13 protein-coding genes, 1 tRNA gene and 1 pseudogene are annotated in these 14,830 nt (G+C 64.6%); 9 read left to right on the top strand and 6 right to left on the bottom strand.

The features are described from left to right. Positions 1-101: 101 nt before the first annotated feature. Entirely contained in the window at positions 102-536 is a 435-nt protein-coding gene (locus QB898_RS02445; RefSeq protein WP_279523649.1) for a DUF1841 family protein, read from the bottom strand. 18 nt (positions 537-554) lie between these two features. Continuing rightward, positions 555-1,811 carry a PLP-dependent transferase gene (locus QB898_RS02450; protein WP_279523650.1) on the bottom strand — a complete coding sequence of 419 codons (1,257 nt, stop codon included), beginning with the start codon at positions 1,809-1,811 and terminating at the stop codon, positions 555-557. 43 nt (positions 1,812-1,854) lie between these two features. Here QB898_RS02450 and arsC point away from each other — a divergent pair, with 43 nt between their 5' ends. Next, positions 1,855-2,229 (top strand): arsenate reductase (glutaredoxin), encoded by a 375-nt coding sequence (arsC, locus tag QB898_RS02455; RefSeq protein ID WP_314538600.1) that lies wholly within the window; start codon positions 1,855-1,857, stop codon positions 2,227-2,229. Positions 2,230-2,408: 179 nt separating this feature from the next. Here the strand turns inward: arsC and QB898_RS02460 are convergent. Both QB898_RS02460 and QB898_RS02465 read right to left on the bottom strand, forming a co-directional pair. Further along, a tRNA-Val gene (locus QB898_RS02460) sits at positions 2,409-2,485 on the bottom strand. Positions 2,486-2,563: 78 nt separating this feature from the next. Further along, positions 2,564-4,768: a RelA/SpoT family protein gene (locus QB898_RS02465; RefSeq protein WP_279523651.1), complete on the bottom strand. Its 2,205-nt coding sequence runs from the start codon at positions 4,766-4,768 to the stop codon at positions 2,564-2,566. Between the two features lie 289 nt (positions 4,769-5,057). Here QB898_RS02465 and QB898_RS02470 point away from each other — a divergent pair. From QB898_RS02470 to lexA, 3 genes and pseudogenes are all read left to right on the top strand, one after another. Then, positions 5,058-5,153, top strand: a pseudogene (locus QB898_RS02470) (transposase); the annotation flags it as partial. 559 nt (positions 5,154-5,712) lie between these two features. After that, entirely contained in the window at positions 5,713-6,369 is a 657-nt protein-coding gene (gene adk / locus QB898_RS02475) for an adenylate kinase (protein WP_279523652.1), read from the top strand. A gap of 171 nt (positions 6,370-6,540) precedes the next feature. Then, entirely contained in the window at positions 6,541-7,188 is a 648-nt protein-coding gene (lexA, locus tag QB898_RS02480; protein WP_050715740.1) for a transcriptional repressor LexA, read from the top strand. A gap of 588 nt (positions 7,189-7,776) precedes the next feature. Here lexA and QB898_RS02485 read toward each other — a convergent pair. Beyond that, positions 7,777-8,199, bottom strand: coding sequence for a hypothetical protein (locus QB898_RS02485; protein ID WP_279523653.1), 423 nt, complete (start codon positions 8,197-8,199; stop codon positions 7,777-7,779). Between the two features lie 465 nt (positions 8,200-8,664). Next, the gene (locus tag QB898_RS02490; protein WP_279523654.1) at positions 8,665-10,089 is read right to left on the bottom strand and encodes a short-chain fatty acyl-CoA regulator family protein; all 1,425 of its coding nucleotides are present in this window, start codon (positions 10,087-10,089) and stop codon (positions 8,665-8,667) included. Positions 10,090-10,216: 127 nt separating this feature from the next. On the opposite strand from QB898_RS02490, the gene QB898_RS02495 reads away from it, so the two are divergent. From QB898_RS02495 to rpsO, 5 genes are all read left to right on the top strand, one after another. Next, complete coding sequence (locus tag QB898_RS02495; RefSeq protein ID WP_279523655.1) at positions 10,217-10,645, top strand: acyl-CoA thioesterase; 429 nt, start codon at positions 10,217-10,219, stop codon at positions 10,643-10,645. 143 nt (positions 10,646-10,788) lie between these two features. Beyond that, positions 10,789-12,807, top strand: a complete 2,019-nt coding sequence (locus QB898_RS02500; protein WP_279523736.1) for a ribonucleoside triphosphate reductase — start codon at positions 10,789-10,791, stop codon at positions 12,805-12,807. Between the two features lie 298 nt (positions 12,808-13,105). After that, positions 13,106-13,312: an anaerobic ribonucleoside-triphosphate reductase gene (nrdD, locus tag QB898_RS02505; protein WP_279523656.1), complete on the top strand. Its 207-nt coding sequence runs from the start codon at positions 13,106-13,108 to the stop codon at positions 13,310-13,312. 128 nt (positions 13,313-13,440) lie between these two features. Next, positions 13,441-14,193 carry an anaerobic ribonucleoside-triphosphate reductase activating protein gene (locus QB898_RS02510; protein WP_279523657.1) on the top strand — a complete coding sequence of 251 codons (753 nt, stop codon included), beginning with the start codon at positions 13,441-13,443 and terminating at the stop codon, positions 14,191-14,193. A 199-nt stretch (positions 14,194-14,392) separates the two neighbouring features. Continuing rightward, positions 14,393-14,659: a 30S ribosomal protein S15 gene (gene rpsO / locus QB898_RS02515; protein ID WP_050715744.1), complete on the top strand. Its 267-nt coding sequence runs from the start codon at positions 14,393-14,395 to the stop codon at positions 14,657-14,659. Positions 14,660-14,830: the final 171 nt, after the last annotated feature.

Below are 14,830 nucleotides of genomic sequence, written 5' to 3' on the forward strand. Positions count from 1 at the left end.
GTTTTCAAGGTCAAATCGCCCGCAAGTCCTGGTGGAATGGGCGCAGGACGCTCTCTTTTTTGGAGCATACGGCGCGCCTTTCGCGGTTGCGCCGGTTGTGCTCAGTCGCGCGTGGCGCGGCGCTGGATGGCGTCAAGATAGGCGTCGCCGTCGAAAGGGCGGCCGCTGGATTGGGCGTCGGCCAGCATCTGGCCGAGAAAGGCCATGACTTCGTGGTGGGCGCGGTGCAAATCGCCCTGCCGGGAGGCGAGCTGCTCAACGGCGTGGCGAATGCCCCGGGGCTGGTCGATGCTGCATTGCTCGCTGATGGACAGGTGCATGGCCAGGTGCAGGAAGGGGTTGGCCTGGCCGTCCAGCTCCGGGTAGGCGCGGGCGATGGCGCTGGCTTCGTCGGCAAAGTCGGCGTGGTATTCGGGGTGTTCGGCAATCCAGTCAGCGGCCAGAGTTTCGATGGGTTGCATGGGCTGGCCCGCGCGGCGCTTGGCCCACGCGCGGCAGAAGAAGCGGCGCACTTCGGCAGGAGAGGGGGTGAACATGGCGGCGGCGCAGGTGTTTCAGGCCAGCGTCTGCTGCATGGCGTGTTGCAGGTCGCCCTGCAAATCAGCCGTGTCTTCCAGGCCAATGGCAAAGCGCACCAGCGTGCCGCGCGCCAGATGCGCGGGCCAGTCATGGCGCATGGTTTGCAGCTCATACGGCATGACCAGGCTGAACGGGCCGCCCCAGGAGTAGCCAATGCGAAACAGGCGCAGCGCATCGCAAAAGGCATCGACTTGTTCGCGGCTGAATTTCTCATCTATCACCACGCTGAACAAGCTGGCGGCTGCCCCCTGGCCTGCCGCATCAGCCGCGCCGCAGACGGCTTGCCAGTGCGCATGGCCGGGCGAAGCGGGCAGCGCGGGGTGCAGCACTTGCGCGAAAGGGGCCTGGCGCGCGGCCCATTCGGCCAGGCGGCGGGCGCTGCGGTCGGCGGCGGCGTAGCGCAAAGGCAGGGTGGGCAGAGCGCGCAGCACGGCTTCGGCGTCGTTGCCGCCCACGCCCAGGCCCAGGCGCATGTGGCAGAGCTTGAGCTTGCGGTGCAGGGCCGCATCGCGCGTGACCACGCTGCCCATGAGCACGTCGCCGCCGCCGCTGGGGTATTTGGTGAGCGCCTGCACGGAAATGTCCACCGCCAGCCCGCGCCCGTCCAGATTGAAGGGGTTGAAGGCCAGGCCCGCGCCCCAGGTGTTGTCCAGCGCGCTGAGCACGCCCAGCTCGCGGCACAGGCGCGCCTGCGCCAGCAAGTCAGGAAATTCCAGCGTGACGGAGCCGGCCGCTTCCAGCCAGACCAGACGCGTGCGGGGCGTGACGCGATCGGCCAAGTCGGCCGGCTTCATGGGGTCATACACCTGATGGGTGATGCCGAACTGGCGCAGCTCGCCAGCGGCCAGGTCTTTGCCGGGGCCGTAGGCGTTGTCGGGCAGCAGCACTTCATCGCCCGTTTTGAGCAGGCCCAGATTCACCAGCGCCAGCGCAGCCAGACCGCTGGGCGCCAGCAGGCATTGCAGGCCGCCTTCCAGCGTGGCGATGCGCTCTTCGAGCGTGAAGGTGGTGGGCGTGCCGTGCAGGCCGTAGGTGTAGGCGCTTTTGTCCATCCACTGGCGTTCGCGCATGGCCGCCACGTTGGGAAAGAACACGGTGGACGCCTTGTGCACCGCCGGCTGCGGAGCCTCGAACTCCGCAGGCGGAACGTAGGGGTGGTGTATGAGCCGGGTGGACGAAGCGCGCGGCACGGATGCGGCTGGATCGGCGGAAGTTGTTGCAGTGTGTGGCATGAGCGCGATAGTAGTGCCTGGCCTGACAATGGCCGCTTTTGCAATGGCTTCCAGCGCAGACCCGCCCATGAGCACCGTCACCCTCTATCACAACCCCCGTTGCAGCACGTCGCGCCATGCGCTGGAGCTGCTGAAGGCGCGCGGCATCGAACCCGTCGTCATCGAATACCTGAAGAATCCGCCCACGGCGGACGAGCTGCGCCGCATCGCCGCCGCCACGGGCCAGCCGCTGCGCGCCCTGATTCGCACCAAGCAGCCTGAGTACCTGGAGCAAGGGCTGGATAACCCCGCGCTGACGGACGATGAGCTGCTGGCCGCAATGGTGGCCACGCCCGTGCTGATCAACCGCCCTATCGTGGTCACGGAAAAAGGCGCCCGCCTGGGAAGGCCGCTGCAAGCCATTGAGCAAGTGCTTTGAGCCAGGCCGCCGCGCTTGAACCTGGCCTGGATTCAATGCCCTGGTTCAAGGCCCAAACCGGCCTCAAGTCCTGGTGGAATGGGCGCAACCCGCTATTCTTTTCATAGTAATCCGCCAGCCGGGCCGCTGGCAGGCGCAAAAAAAATCGCCCGGCGCTACTGCCGGGCGATTTCGAATGCTGGTAGGCGCGATTGGACTCGAACCAACGACCCCCACCATGTCAAGGTGGTGCTCTAACCAGCTGAGCTACGCGCCTTCGTTGTGAACGAAGCGGCGGATTCTAGCAGTAAAAAAGCAGACTTTTCTCTGGCGCTTGCGGCCCGCATCGGCGCGGCTAGCGCCTTTTGGCGCTGCGCACGCCGGGCACCTGCCGCACGGCGCGCAAAGCGTCGGCCAGATTCAGCGTGCTGCTCACTTCCACGGTGAAGGTCATCCAGGCCGCGCCTTTGGCAGACTGGGTTTGCACGCCGGTCACGTTGATTTTTTCGCGCGCCAGCACGTCGGAAATATCGCGCAGCAGGCCCTGCCGGTCTTGCGCCTCCACCGAAATATCAACGGGGTAGGCAGCTTGTGCGCCAGCGCCCCAGGCCACTTCGATGATGCGGTCCGGCTCGCGCACGATGAGGTCTTGCAAATTGGGGCAGCTCTTGCGGTGCACGCTCACGCCCTTGCCGCGCGTGACGTAGCCCGCAATGGCATCAGGCGGCGCGGGCTTGCAGCAGCGCGCCATCTGGGTCAGCAAGGAATCCAGCCCCACCACCAGCACGCCGCCTTTGCCCGCCGTGGCGCGGCTGGGCTTGCGCAGCAGCACCTGCCCTTCGGGCGGGGGCGGCGGCTCCGGCTCTGCGGGGCGCAAGGCGGCTTCGATGGTGCGCAGCGAAAGCTCGTCTTTGCCCACGGTTTCAAACAGCGCGTCGGGCGTTTTGTAGCCCAGCGAAACAGCCAGCTCTTCCAGCGCCAGGCTGGTCCGGCCTTCGCGCTGAAGGAGCTTTTCCACCATTTCGCGACCACGGGCGATGGTTTCGCGCGTGTGCTGCGCGTTGAACCAGGCGCGCACTTTGGCGCGGGCGCGCGAGCTGGCGATGTAGTTCAGCTCGGGGTTGAGCCAGTCGCGCGAGGGGCCGCCTTCTTTGGCGGCGGTGATTTCCACCGTCTGGCCGTTTTTCAGCGGGGTGTTGAGCGCCACCATCACGCCATCCACGCGCGCGCCCCGGCAGCGGTGTCCCAGCTCGGTGTGCAGGGCGTAGGCAAAGTCCACGGGCGTGGCGCCGCTGGGCAGGTCAATCAGGCGCGCGTCAGGCGTGAAGACGTAGATGCGGTCGTCAAACAAGGTCTGCGATGCCGTGGCGTCCGATAGGTCATGCTCCCAGGCCAGCAACTGGCGCAGCACGGCAATCTTGGCGTCATAGGCGCTGGCGGCGCTCACGCCCGCGTAGCCTTTCACGCCCGCTTCCTTGTAGGCCCAGTGCGCGGCCACGCCGTTTTCGGCGTGCTCGTGCATGGCGCGCGTGCGGATTTGCACTTCCCAGGGCTTGCCGTCCGCGTCGCGCACCACCGTGTGCAGCGACTGGTAGCCATTGACTTTGGGCTTGGCGATGTAGTCGTCAAACTCGCCCGGCACGGGCGTGTAGTGCTCGTTCACCCAGGCCAGCGCGGCATAGCAGTCCTGCACCGTGGGCACGATCACGCGCAGCGCGCGCACGTCGTAGATGTGGGCGAAATCCAGCTTCTTGCCGCGCATCTTGCGCACGATGCTGTAGATGTGCTTGGGCCGCCCGGACACCTCGGCATCCATGCCCAGCGCGCGCAGCGCCTTTTCAATAAAGGCGCGGCGCTCTTCCAGCGCGGCTTCGCGCTCGGCGCGGCGCTCTTCCAGCATGTTGGCAATGTGCCGGTACACCTGCGGCTCCTGCGCGCGAAAGACCAAGTCTTCCATTTCCCACTTGATCTGCCAGATGCCCAGCCGGTTGGCCAGCGGCGCGAAAACCTCGTGCGACTCGCGCAGCAGCGCCGGCGGCAAGGCGCGCCGCTGGGCGGCAAACCAGCGCAGCGTTTGCAGGCGCGAAGCCAGCCGCAGCAGCACCACGCGCAAATCGCGGCTGAAGGCCAGCAGCATCTTGCGCACGTTTTCCGTCTGCTGGCGCGCGCGCTCCGGCGTGGAAAGCTCCTCGCGCCCCATGCGCGAGAGGCGCTGCGCACGCTCCAGCCGCACCGCCTCATGCGCCAGCCGCGCAAATTCGGGGCCAAACGCCTTGCCAATGATTTCTTCGGGGCGGTTGAGCTGCTCGCTGGCATACACCAGATAGGCCGCCGCCTGTATTTCTTCGGAGCTGCCAATGTCGGCCAGGATTTTGGCCACGCCATCGGCATGCGCCAGCGCGTTTTCGCCCGAGTGAAAAGACTCGCTGCTGATCAGCGGTGCGGCAAAGCTGCGCGCGCGCGCCAGAAGCGGCGGCGCGCTGGCGTCAGCCTGGCTGGCCGCTGAAGGCGGATCCGCAGAGTCGATGGCAGAAGAAGAAAGCTGCGCTGGCGTCGTCATTCCTCCATCGTAAACGCCGCGCCTTGCCCTCATTCAGACTTTGCTTAAGCAGTGTGCCTATGCGTATCGCTATCGCGCTTCAGAGCATTGCACTGATGCGCTGGCGCGGAGGATTCAACACTGCAAAACCCATCTTCCTCCCTCTGTTGCTGTGCTGGGCTTGTTGAGCCCCCCTGCAATACCGCAATGGAAAGAAGAGCATCAAGCGACAAGCAATGGGCACAGATGGCCTCGCACTACCTGGGCAAGCCTGGCGATGCAGAGCCAAGAGGCGCGAACAAGCGCTTGGTTTGCAGAGGCCGTGCCGTGGATCGTGCGCACAGGCAGCCCCTGGCGCGACTTGCTCGAGGAATTTGGCAAATGCAACGCCGTCTTCAAGTGCTTTCGCGAATGCGCTGGGCAAACTGGTCAATTTCGTGCTGATCTCATTGAAAACTTCTTTGACAAGCTCAACGTGTTCAAACGCCTTGTGCCATGCACGGAGACAAGACCGACGCCAGCTTCAAAGCTGCGATTTATCCGGCTTCGGCTGTAATTTAGGCTCGGTAATTCTCAACAGGTCCTAGGACGCCATGCTATTGATAAAAGAGCAAAATAAGGTGCCCTGCTGGCTGCCGTCCTGCGACCTGTGCATTGGCACGGCCTGGCCGTTTTGGCCGCCCTGGCGGTCTGGGGCGCGAGCGGGTTGCTGACGGGGCGCATACTCCACCCTCTTTCTCCTGGAGTCTGTTCACGGCCTGCTCGAGAGCGCGCAAGGGTGGACTCGGGCAAGCTTGCGGCGCTGCGGATTGGCCGGGCCGCTGAAGGGTGCAAATGGGCCGCAGATCCAATCCGCAGCCCCTCGGGCCAGATTTTGAGCAGCTTCTTGCGCGGGCGCTTTTCGCTCATGATTTACGCGTTTTCACGCATTCATCTTCCACGTCATTCACAAAAAGGAAACCGGTATGAAACTGATTCTTCTGGGCGCGCCCGGCGCGGGCAAAGGCACGCAGGCGGCGTTTATCTGCCGCCAATACGGCATTCCGCAAATTTCGACGGGCGACATGCTGCGCGCCGCCGTCAAGGCCGGCACGCCCCTGGGGCAGCAGGCCAAGGCCGTGATGGAAGCGGGCCAGCTGGTCAGCGACGATCTCATCATCAACCTGGTCAAAGAGCGCATTGCCCAGCCCGACTGTGCGGCCGGCTTTTTGTTCGACGGCTTTCCCCGCACCATTGCGCAGGCCGAGGCCATGAAGCAAGCGGGCGTCAAACTCGATTACGTGCTTGAAATCGATGTGCCTTTCGAGGCCATCGTGGAGCGCATGAGCGGCCGCCGCAGCCACCCGGCCAGCGGGCGCACCTATCACGTCAAGTTCAACCCGCCCAAAGAGCAAGACAAGGACGACGTGACCGGCGAGCCGCTGGTGCAGCGCGACGACGACCGCGAGGAAACCGTGAAAAAACGCCTGGACGTGTACAGCCAGCAAACCCGCCCGCTGGTGGACTACTACGGCAACTGGGCCAAGGCCGACCCCGCCGCTGCGCCCAAATACCGCACCATCAGCGGCCTGGGCACGGTGGAGGAAATCACCGCCCGCGCCCTGGCGGCGCTGGCGGGCTGATCCGCCGCCGCCCTGTTTCAGGCGTTTCAAAAGCCAGCGCGTCAGCGCTGGCTTTTTGCTTTATGGCGGCGCCTTGGCTGCTTTGGAGCCGGCTTGCATATTCCAGAAAGCTGATTAAAAATACAGGCATCACTGGATATCGAAACAGTCTTTTTATCCGCCACCGCCATCATGACCCGCAAGCTCACGGACCGCCAGCGGCAGATTCTGGATCTGATCAAAACCATCATTGCCGAAACAGGCGCCCCGCCCACGCGGGCGGAAATATCAACGGCGCTTGGCTTCAAGTCGGCCAATGCCGCGCAGGAGCACCTGCAAGCGCTGGCGCAGAAAGGCATGATTGATCTGGTCAGCGGCGCCTCGCGCGGCATCCGCCTGCGCGGAGAAGCCAAACTGATGGTGGTGGATACCTCGCAACTGCCGCCCGAACACCTGGCGCTGCCGCTGATCGGGCGCGTGGCGGCCGGATCGCCCATCCTGGCGCAAGAGCATGTGGACCAGACCTACCACATTGAAGCGCACCTGTTTTCGCGCAAGCCCGACTACCTGCTGCGCGTGCGCGGCATGTCCATGCGCGACGCGGGCATCATCGACGGCGACTTGCTGGCCGTGCAAAGCACCCGCGAGGCCTACAACGGCCAAATCGTTGTCGCCCGCCTGGGCGATGACGTGACCGTCAAGCGTTTTCACCGCAATGGCGACGTGATCGAGCTGCATCCTGAAAACCCCGACTACCCCACCATCACCGTGCGCCCCGGCGAGCCTTTCGTCATCGAGGGCCTGGCCGTCGGCCTGATCCGCAACAGCATGCTGGTGTGAGCGCCCACGCCCGCCAGCGTACGCCCGTGCCCCGTCAAGCCGCAGCGGTTTTTCACGCGTGAAACGCGCCATCGGCGGGTGGCTTGCTACAAAAGAAGGGGCAAATTCAAGAGGCCGAAAGTGGCGCTTGCGCCCGTTTCTCCTGGAGATCATGCTCCCAATAACGGAGCAAACCTATGCCTCAAGGCAACGCACTGCGGGCGCAGCGGGCGCAGCGGGCGCGTGAAGGGCAGAGCAGGGCGGCGGATCGGTGCGCGCAAAGCTCTGGGAACCTGTTCAAAGCCTGTTCGCGGGTGCAGAAAGAGCGGCCTCAAGGCGGCCTGCGGCGTTGCCAATCCTTCCAATCCTTGATGGGCAGCAATTGAACAGTCAGGCTCATCTGCGGCTTGCGCTTTGTAGTCCATCCCGGTTCTCGCTTTCGCCCTCACGGCCAGACGCTGAACAGGTTCTGATGAATCGGTGGATGAACGCCGCCCCATCCGCATTGCCAGCCTGAATCAAACCAGATTTCCCGGCAAAGCAGAAAATGCTTGCCCAATAAACCCATGCGCCGCCGTGAATGGGGTGTTGCATGACCATTCGCAATATTCAGGCAGCACGAAAAATAATCAGCGCCCTTGCCGGTAAAACCCGCCACTGCGCAAGATGCAAGCGGTGAAACGCCGAGAATGACGTTGAATATGCTGGCGCGGCAATGTGAATTGCATTGGCATATGCCGCCAAAATCATGTGGGCGCAATCAATTTCACGCGCCGCAGCGCTTTGAATGCAAAATGAAATCACGCCAGGCGCATGAGCGGCTGCTGATTGGATTGCGTCTTTGCAAATTTGCAATGGCGCTTGATTGAACATCTGCTGCCCGGCGGGACGGGCCAGGCGGGAAAAGCCGCCACCAATAATGATTGGTTTGTCGATGCGGCGCCTTATTGATACCGCGCAATATCGCGCGGGCGCCTGCGCAGTGCGGGGCAAAAAATCAGGATGGCCGGGCGATTGCGACGTGCTGGGCAAGGCAGTTGGCTAGCCTTTTGGGCACCATGCCCTCTTTCTATTTTCCATTTCCCATGTGGCGGCCTTGTCTGTTTTCTAGAGACAGGCGGTGAAAAGCAGCGCTTGGTCCCGCGCTCGCGCCGGAAGCGGCCTTGCGTGGGCGCTTCCGGCAGGCGGATGGATTCTGGCGGCGGCACGCCATGCGTCAGTCAGGCTTTGAAGCTCCCGGCCCGTTTGTGAATAGACGCCTGCAAATGCAGGATGCTCTCAAAAAAAGAGCGAATTTATGAGGGCATAAAACGGCATCTGCGCTGGCTCCACTAAGACCTCATGCTATCGATTAAGGAGCTATATATGTCAGGAAGCCTGCTTTGCGCTCGGCTGTAAGGGCGCAGGGGTGGACCGGGATGGTTTGCAAGAACCACGCCCGGGGCTGCGCTTTTCGCGCCCACGGATGAACGGTTCCGGGGGCAGTTTGTGCCAGGCCTAGGCGCTGTAGGGCGCAAACCAGCTGCGGTTTTCGTCTGCTTGCAGCGCGCGGCCCACGAAGGGGAAGGCGCGTTGCGGGCATTGGGCGCGATCGCACACCTTGCAGCCCATGCCGATGGGGGTGGCTGCGCCGGGGTCGTTCAGGTCCAGCCCCTGGGCATAGACCAGCTGGGGCGCGTGCCGGATGTCGCAGCCCAGGCCGATGGAAAACTGTTTGCGCGGCTGCCCCCAGCCGGGGCGGCCATGCGAGACGGCGCGCGCAATCCACAGGTAGGCGCGCCCGTCGGGCATGACGGCCACTTGCCGCAGGATGCGGTCTGGCTGGCCGAAGGCTTCGTAGACGTTCCACAACGGGCAGGCGCCGCCGGTGCGCGAGAAGTGAAAGTGCGTGGCCGATTGGCGCTTGGAGATGTTGCCCGCCTTGTCTACCCGCACGAAAAAGAAGGGCACGCCGGGCGCGCCCGGCCTTTGCAGCGTGCTGAGCCGGTGGCAGACGGTTTCAAAGCCCACGTCAAAGCGCTGGCCCAGCAGGTCGATGTCGTAGCGCAAGGCTTGCGCCGCTTGCAGGAAGTCGGCATACGGCAGCAGCAGCGCGCCGGCCACGTAGTTGGCCAGGCCAATGCGGGCGAGGCGGCGCGCGGCGTCGTCGTGCGCGAGGGAGGGTGCGTCAATTTGCGCGTCGATGGCTTCGCCCAGCTCCAGCAAGGCCAGTTGCGTGCCCATCTGGAAGGCTTGCTGGCTGGGGGTGAGCGCCGCTGCGATGAAGAGCGTGCGCGTGGCCGGTTCGTAGCGGCGCTTGTCTGCTTGCGCGCCTTCGGCGTGGCGCACGTGCACGCCGTGCTGCTGTTGCAGGCGCTGCTGTAGCCAGGCGGCGAGCGCGCCGCCGCGCACCGGAGCTTGGGTCTGGCTCTGGGCTTGATGGGCCAGCGCTTCGGCGGCGCGGTCCAGCGCGTCGAAGTGGTTTTGGTGCGCGAAGAAGAAATCACGCACGGCCTCAAAGGGCAGGGCGCGCGGCAGTGCGCCGCCGCCGCGTTCGTCGCCCAGGCGCAGCGCCAGCGCTTCCAGGCGCTCGGCGGCTTCGGCATTGCGGCGGTGCAGCGCCAGCACGGCGCGCGCCAGCGCGGGCATTTGCGCGGCAACTTCCCGCAGCTCGGGCAGGGAGATGGCGTCGGGCGCGTCTGCCAGCGCTTCGCGCAGGGCGGCGACCAGGCGCGCCTCGTCGTCTTCGGAGAACTGCTGCACGTCCACACCCAGCGTCTGGCTGATTTTGAGCAGCACGGACACGGTGAGCGGGCGCTGGTTTTGCTCAATCTGGTTCAGGTAACTGGGCGAGATGCCCAGCGTGTGCGCCAGGGCTGTTTGCGACAGGCCGCGCTCGGCGCGCAGACGGCGCAGCTTCAGGCCCATGAAGGTTTTTTTCATGGCCCGGATGATGCGCCATGCGGGATGGCGAGCATTCGCAATATTTGCAAAAGGCCCGGAATTTTCACGCAACTATTCGCCATTTCAGTGCTTTTGCAGCGCAGCCGTTTTGCGTAAATTGCGAGTGATGACGAGAGATGAGCAGACGGCGATTTCGAGCGCCGAACTTCAGGAACTGGTGCTGCCGGGCATGGCCAACCACCACGGCACCTTGTTTGCGGGCCTGGGCCTGCAACTGATGGCCAAGGCGGCTTTCATGGCCGCGCGCAAGCTGGCGCGGCGCGAGGTGGTGATGGCGGGCGCGTCGGGCATTGATTTCATGCGCCCCATTCCCGTGGGTCGCACGCTGGCGCTGCGCGCCTGGGTGAGCCGGGTGGGGCGCAGTTCGATGACGGTGTGCATCAGCGGTTTTGCCGAAGCGCCCGGCGCGCGGCGCGAAGAAGTGATCAAGGGCGTGTTCGTGATGGTGGCCGTGGACGGCCAGGGCCGCCCGGCGGCCATTGACGCGGCCTGCGCCCATGCCACCCCTGCACCGCAAACGCCAGAAGTGTCATGACCTTGCCTGCCGCCATCCGGCCCGGGCAGCCGCCTGTCCTGTTTGTCTTTGGTTCCGGGCAGCGCCGCGCGCTGCGCCTTTCATCTTTTTTCCGGGAGATCTGATCCGTGACCACGTCTTCACTCAGCGCCGCCGCGCCTGCCATGCCCGCCGCCGTCATCCAGCGCGACGGCCAGCGCGCCGTTTTTGACGCCTGCCGCATCCGCTCGGCCATTGCCCGCGCGGGCGCGGCCACGGGCGAGTTCGGCGATGCGCAAGCCGCGCTCCTGACCGATGAGGCATGCCGCGTGCTGGCCTACCGCTGGCCGGGCGGCGCGCCGCACATCGAGCAGATTCAGGACGTGGTGGAGCAAACGCTCGTTGCCGCGCGCCACATGGCCACCGCGCGCGCCTACATGGCCTACCGCCAGCGCCGCGCCACGCTGCGGGCCGACGCGCAGACGCTGGTGGACGTGCAAAGCTCCATCAACGAATACCTCACGCGCGCCGACTGGCGGGTGAACGCCAACGCCAACCAGGGCTATTCGCTGGGCGGCCTCATCCTGAACGTGGCGGGCAAGGTCACGGCCAATTACTGGCTCTCGCATGTGTATGCGCCCGACATCGGCCAGGCGCACCGCGAGGGCGACATTCACATTCACGATCTGGACATGCTCAGCGGCTACTGCGCGGGCTGGTCGCTGCGCACGCTGCTCACCGAAGGGCTGAACGGCGTGCCGGGCAAGGTGGAGGCCGCGCCGCCAAAGCACATGTCTTCCGCCGTGGGGCAGATCGTCAATTTCCTGGGCACGCTGCAAAACGAATGGGCGGGCGCGCAGGCGTTTTCGTCATTCGACACCTACATGGCCCCCTTCGTGCGCAAGGACGGCATGGACTACGCCGCCGTGCGCCAGTGCATGCAGGAGATGATTTACAACCTGAACGTGCCTTCGCGCTGGGGCACGCAAACGCCTTTCACCAACCTCACCTTCGACTGGGTGTGCCCTGAAGACTTGCGCGAGCAAGTGCCCGTGATCGGCGGCGAGGAAATGCCTTTCGCCTACGGCGACTTGCAGGCCGAGATGGACCTGATCAACCGCGCCTACATCGACGTGATGACCACGGGCGATGCGAAAGGGCGCGTGTTCACCTTTCCCATTCCCACCTACAACATCACGCCCGACTTTCCGTGGGAGAGCGAAAACGCCGGGCGCCTTTTTGCCATGACGGCCAAATACGGCCTGCCGTATTTCCAGAACTTCATCAATTCCGAGCTGAAGCCCAACATGGTGCGCTCCATGTGCTGCCGCCTGCAACTGGATTTGCGCGAGCTGCTCAAGCGCGGCAACGGCCTGTTTGGCAGCGCCGAGCAAACGGGCAGCGTGGGCGTGGTCACCGTCAATTGCGCGCGCCTGGGCTACCTGCACGCGGGCGACGAAGCCGCGCTGCTGGACGCGCTGGGCCGCCTGCTGGAGCTGGGCAGCCAGAGCCTGGAAGTCAAGCGCAAGCTCATCCAGCGGCTGATGGATCAGGGCCTGTTTCCCTACACCCGGCGCTACCTGGGCACGCTGCGCAACCACTTTTCCACGCTGGGCGTGAACGGCATCAACGAAATGGTGCGCAACTTCACGCGCGGCGAGCAGGACATCACCACCGCATGGGGCCACGCCTTCGCGCTGCGCCTGCTGGACTTCGTGCGCAAGCGCATCACCGGTTTTCAGGAGCGCACCGGCCATCTCTACAACCTGGAAGCCAGCCCCGCCGAAGGCGCAACCTACCGCTTCGCCAAGGAAGACCTCAAACGCTGGCCGGACATCCTGCACGCGGGCACGCCCGGCAAGCCCTACTACACCAACTCATCGCAGCTGCCCGTGGGCTTTACCGACGACCCCTTCGAGGCGCTGGCGCGGCAGGAAGACTTGCAAACCAAATACACCGGCGGCACCGTGCTGCACCTGTACATGGGCGAGCGCATATCAGACGCCGCCGCCTGCCGCGAGCTGGTGCGCCGCGCCCTCACGCGCTTTCGCCTGCCTTACATCACCGTCACGCCCACTTTTTCCGTCTGCCCCGTGCATGGCTACCTGGCAGGCGAGCACCCATACTGCCCCTTGTGCGACGCCGAAAAGCTGGCGGCCAAACGCCAGGCCATTGAGCGCCAGCAGCAGGCGCGGGCGGCTTGAGAACCAGCTCCAAACCTGTTCGCAGACTGGCGTATTTCACTCTGTTTTCGAGAGCGAATTCAAGGCCTGAAGAACGCATTTACCGCACGATCTCACGGGACTTGATGCAATCAAATTGGTAGCGAAATAAATGATGGTTCCGGGAGCGTTTTGACGGCAGGCTCAGAGCAGGCTGCAAATGCCTGTTCAAGAAACGGCCCGGTCTGGCGCAAGCCTTCCATCACGCGCGGCAGCAGCCATCAAAGAAGCAGCGACAGCCTTCTTCCCCTTTTCTTCAACCACCCGAAAGGAGCTTTCCATGAGCAAAACCATTGCCATCCGGCCGGTTGCGGCGCCTGCCGCCGACGCCGTGCAACTCACCGACGAAGAGCGCCAGCCCTGCGAAGTCTGGACGCGCGTGATGGGCTACCACCGCCCCGTTGCCAGCTTCAACATCGGCAAACAGGGCGAGCACGCCGAGCGGCGCTTCTTTGCAGAACCTGCCGCGCTGGGCCGTTGCGCCTGAGCGGCTGCTTCAGAGTCGCCATTCCCGCCCGCGCGGGAATGGCGATGGTCATTACGGCCATGCCGTGAATTTGCTCCTTCGTCAATAGCATACTTTTCAATATGCTCTAGGACATCACGGCATTCAAGATGCCTGAATTCGCTCCTCTTTTTGATGTGAAAACACCAGCCAGCCTGCCGCCAGAGGCCGCCTGCCCTGCGGCGGAAAGCGGCAAGCCCCTGCGCCTGGGAGGCCTCACGCCGCTGACCACCATCGACTTTCCGGGCCGCCTGGCTGCCGTTCTCTACTGCCAGGGCTGCCCGTGGCGCTGCACCTACTGCCACAACACGGAGTTGCTGGACGCCGCCACGCCGCCCGCCCTGCCGTGGCCGGACGCGCTGGCCTTTTTGCACCGGCGGCGCGGCCTGCTGGACGGCGTGGTCTTCTCCGGCGGCGAACCCACCTTGCAGGCCGCTCTTGCCGACGCCCTTGCCGCCGTGCGCGCGCTGGGCATGCAAACGGCCCTGCACACCGCCGGCATGTACCCGCAGCGCCTGGCCGCGCTGCTGCCGCAGCTGGACTGGGTGGGGCTGGACATCAAGGCCCCCGCGCACCGGCACGACGCCATCACCGCCACCCCCGGCAGCGCCGGCCGTCCCCGGCAAGCTCTGCGCGCGCTGGCGGACAGCGGCATCGACTTTGAATGCCGCACCACCTGGCACCCGGGCCTGTTCAGCGCCAGCGAATTGCTGGCCCTGGCTGACGAACTGCGCGCCAGCGGCGTGACTTGCTGGGCCGTGCAGGAATGCCGCACCCCCGCCGCTCCCGCCTGGACGCTCACGCCAGAGCAAATCCGCCAGCTTGGCGCGGGCTTTGAGCGCTTTACCCTGCGGCGCGCCTGAAAAAAGAGTGCGCCCGCAAGAGTGCGCCTGCGCTTGCCGCCTTTCAGCGAAAGCGCAGCCTCTTGAGCCTCTTATCAGGCAGGCCCAGACAGGGGCGATGCAATACAATCCGCCGGTTTTGCATGTCGCAAAACGCACGCCGCGTGCAGTTCCGGCGCGTGGCGCAAGTCAAACCATTTGGAACGCAAGGATTCAAGCAATGATCTCCAAAGAGAACAAGGCCGCCGTGGTCAAGGACAACGCCCGCAAGGCTGGCGACACCGGCAGCCCCGAAGTGCAGGTGGCCCTGCTGACGGCCCGCATCAACGAGCTGATGCCCCACTTCAAGCAGCACGCCAAAGACCACCACGGCCGCCGTGGCCTGCTGCGCATGGTCAGCCGCCGCCGCAAGCTGCTGGACTACCTCAAGGGCCGCGATGCCGACCGCTATCTGGCCCTGATTCAGAAACTCGGCCTGCGCAAGTAAGCCGCCATGCACGCCAAAACGCCTGACGCCTTTGCTGGCCCAGGCGTTTTTGTGTTTTTTCAACCCCGGAGCGCGGCGTTTCACAGGCGAGGCTGTGTCATTCCAAAACCCGAAAAAGTTTGCAGGCCCTGCCGGTTTGGCTGGCGGGCCGGGTTCTGGAATGGCATCGCG

It is taken from the genome of Ottowia cancrivicina, from assembly GCF_029813755.1.
Classification (GTDB): Bacteria; Pseudomonadota; Gammaproteobacteria; order Burkholderiales; family Burkholderiaceae_C; genus Ottowia; species Ottowia massiliensis.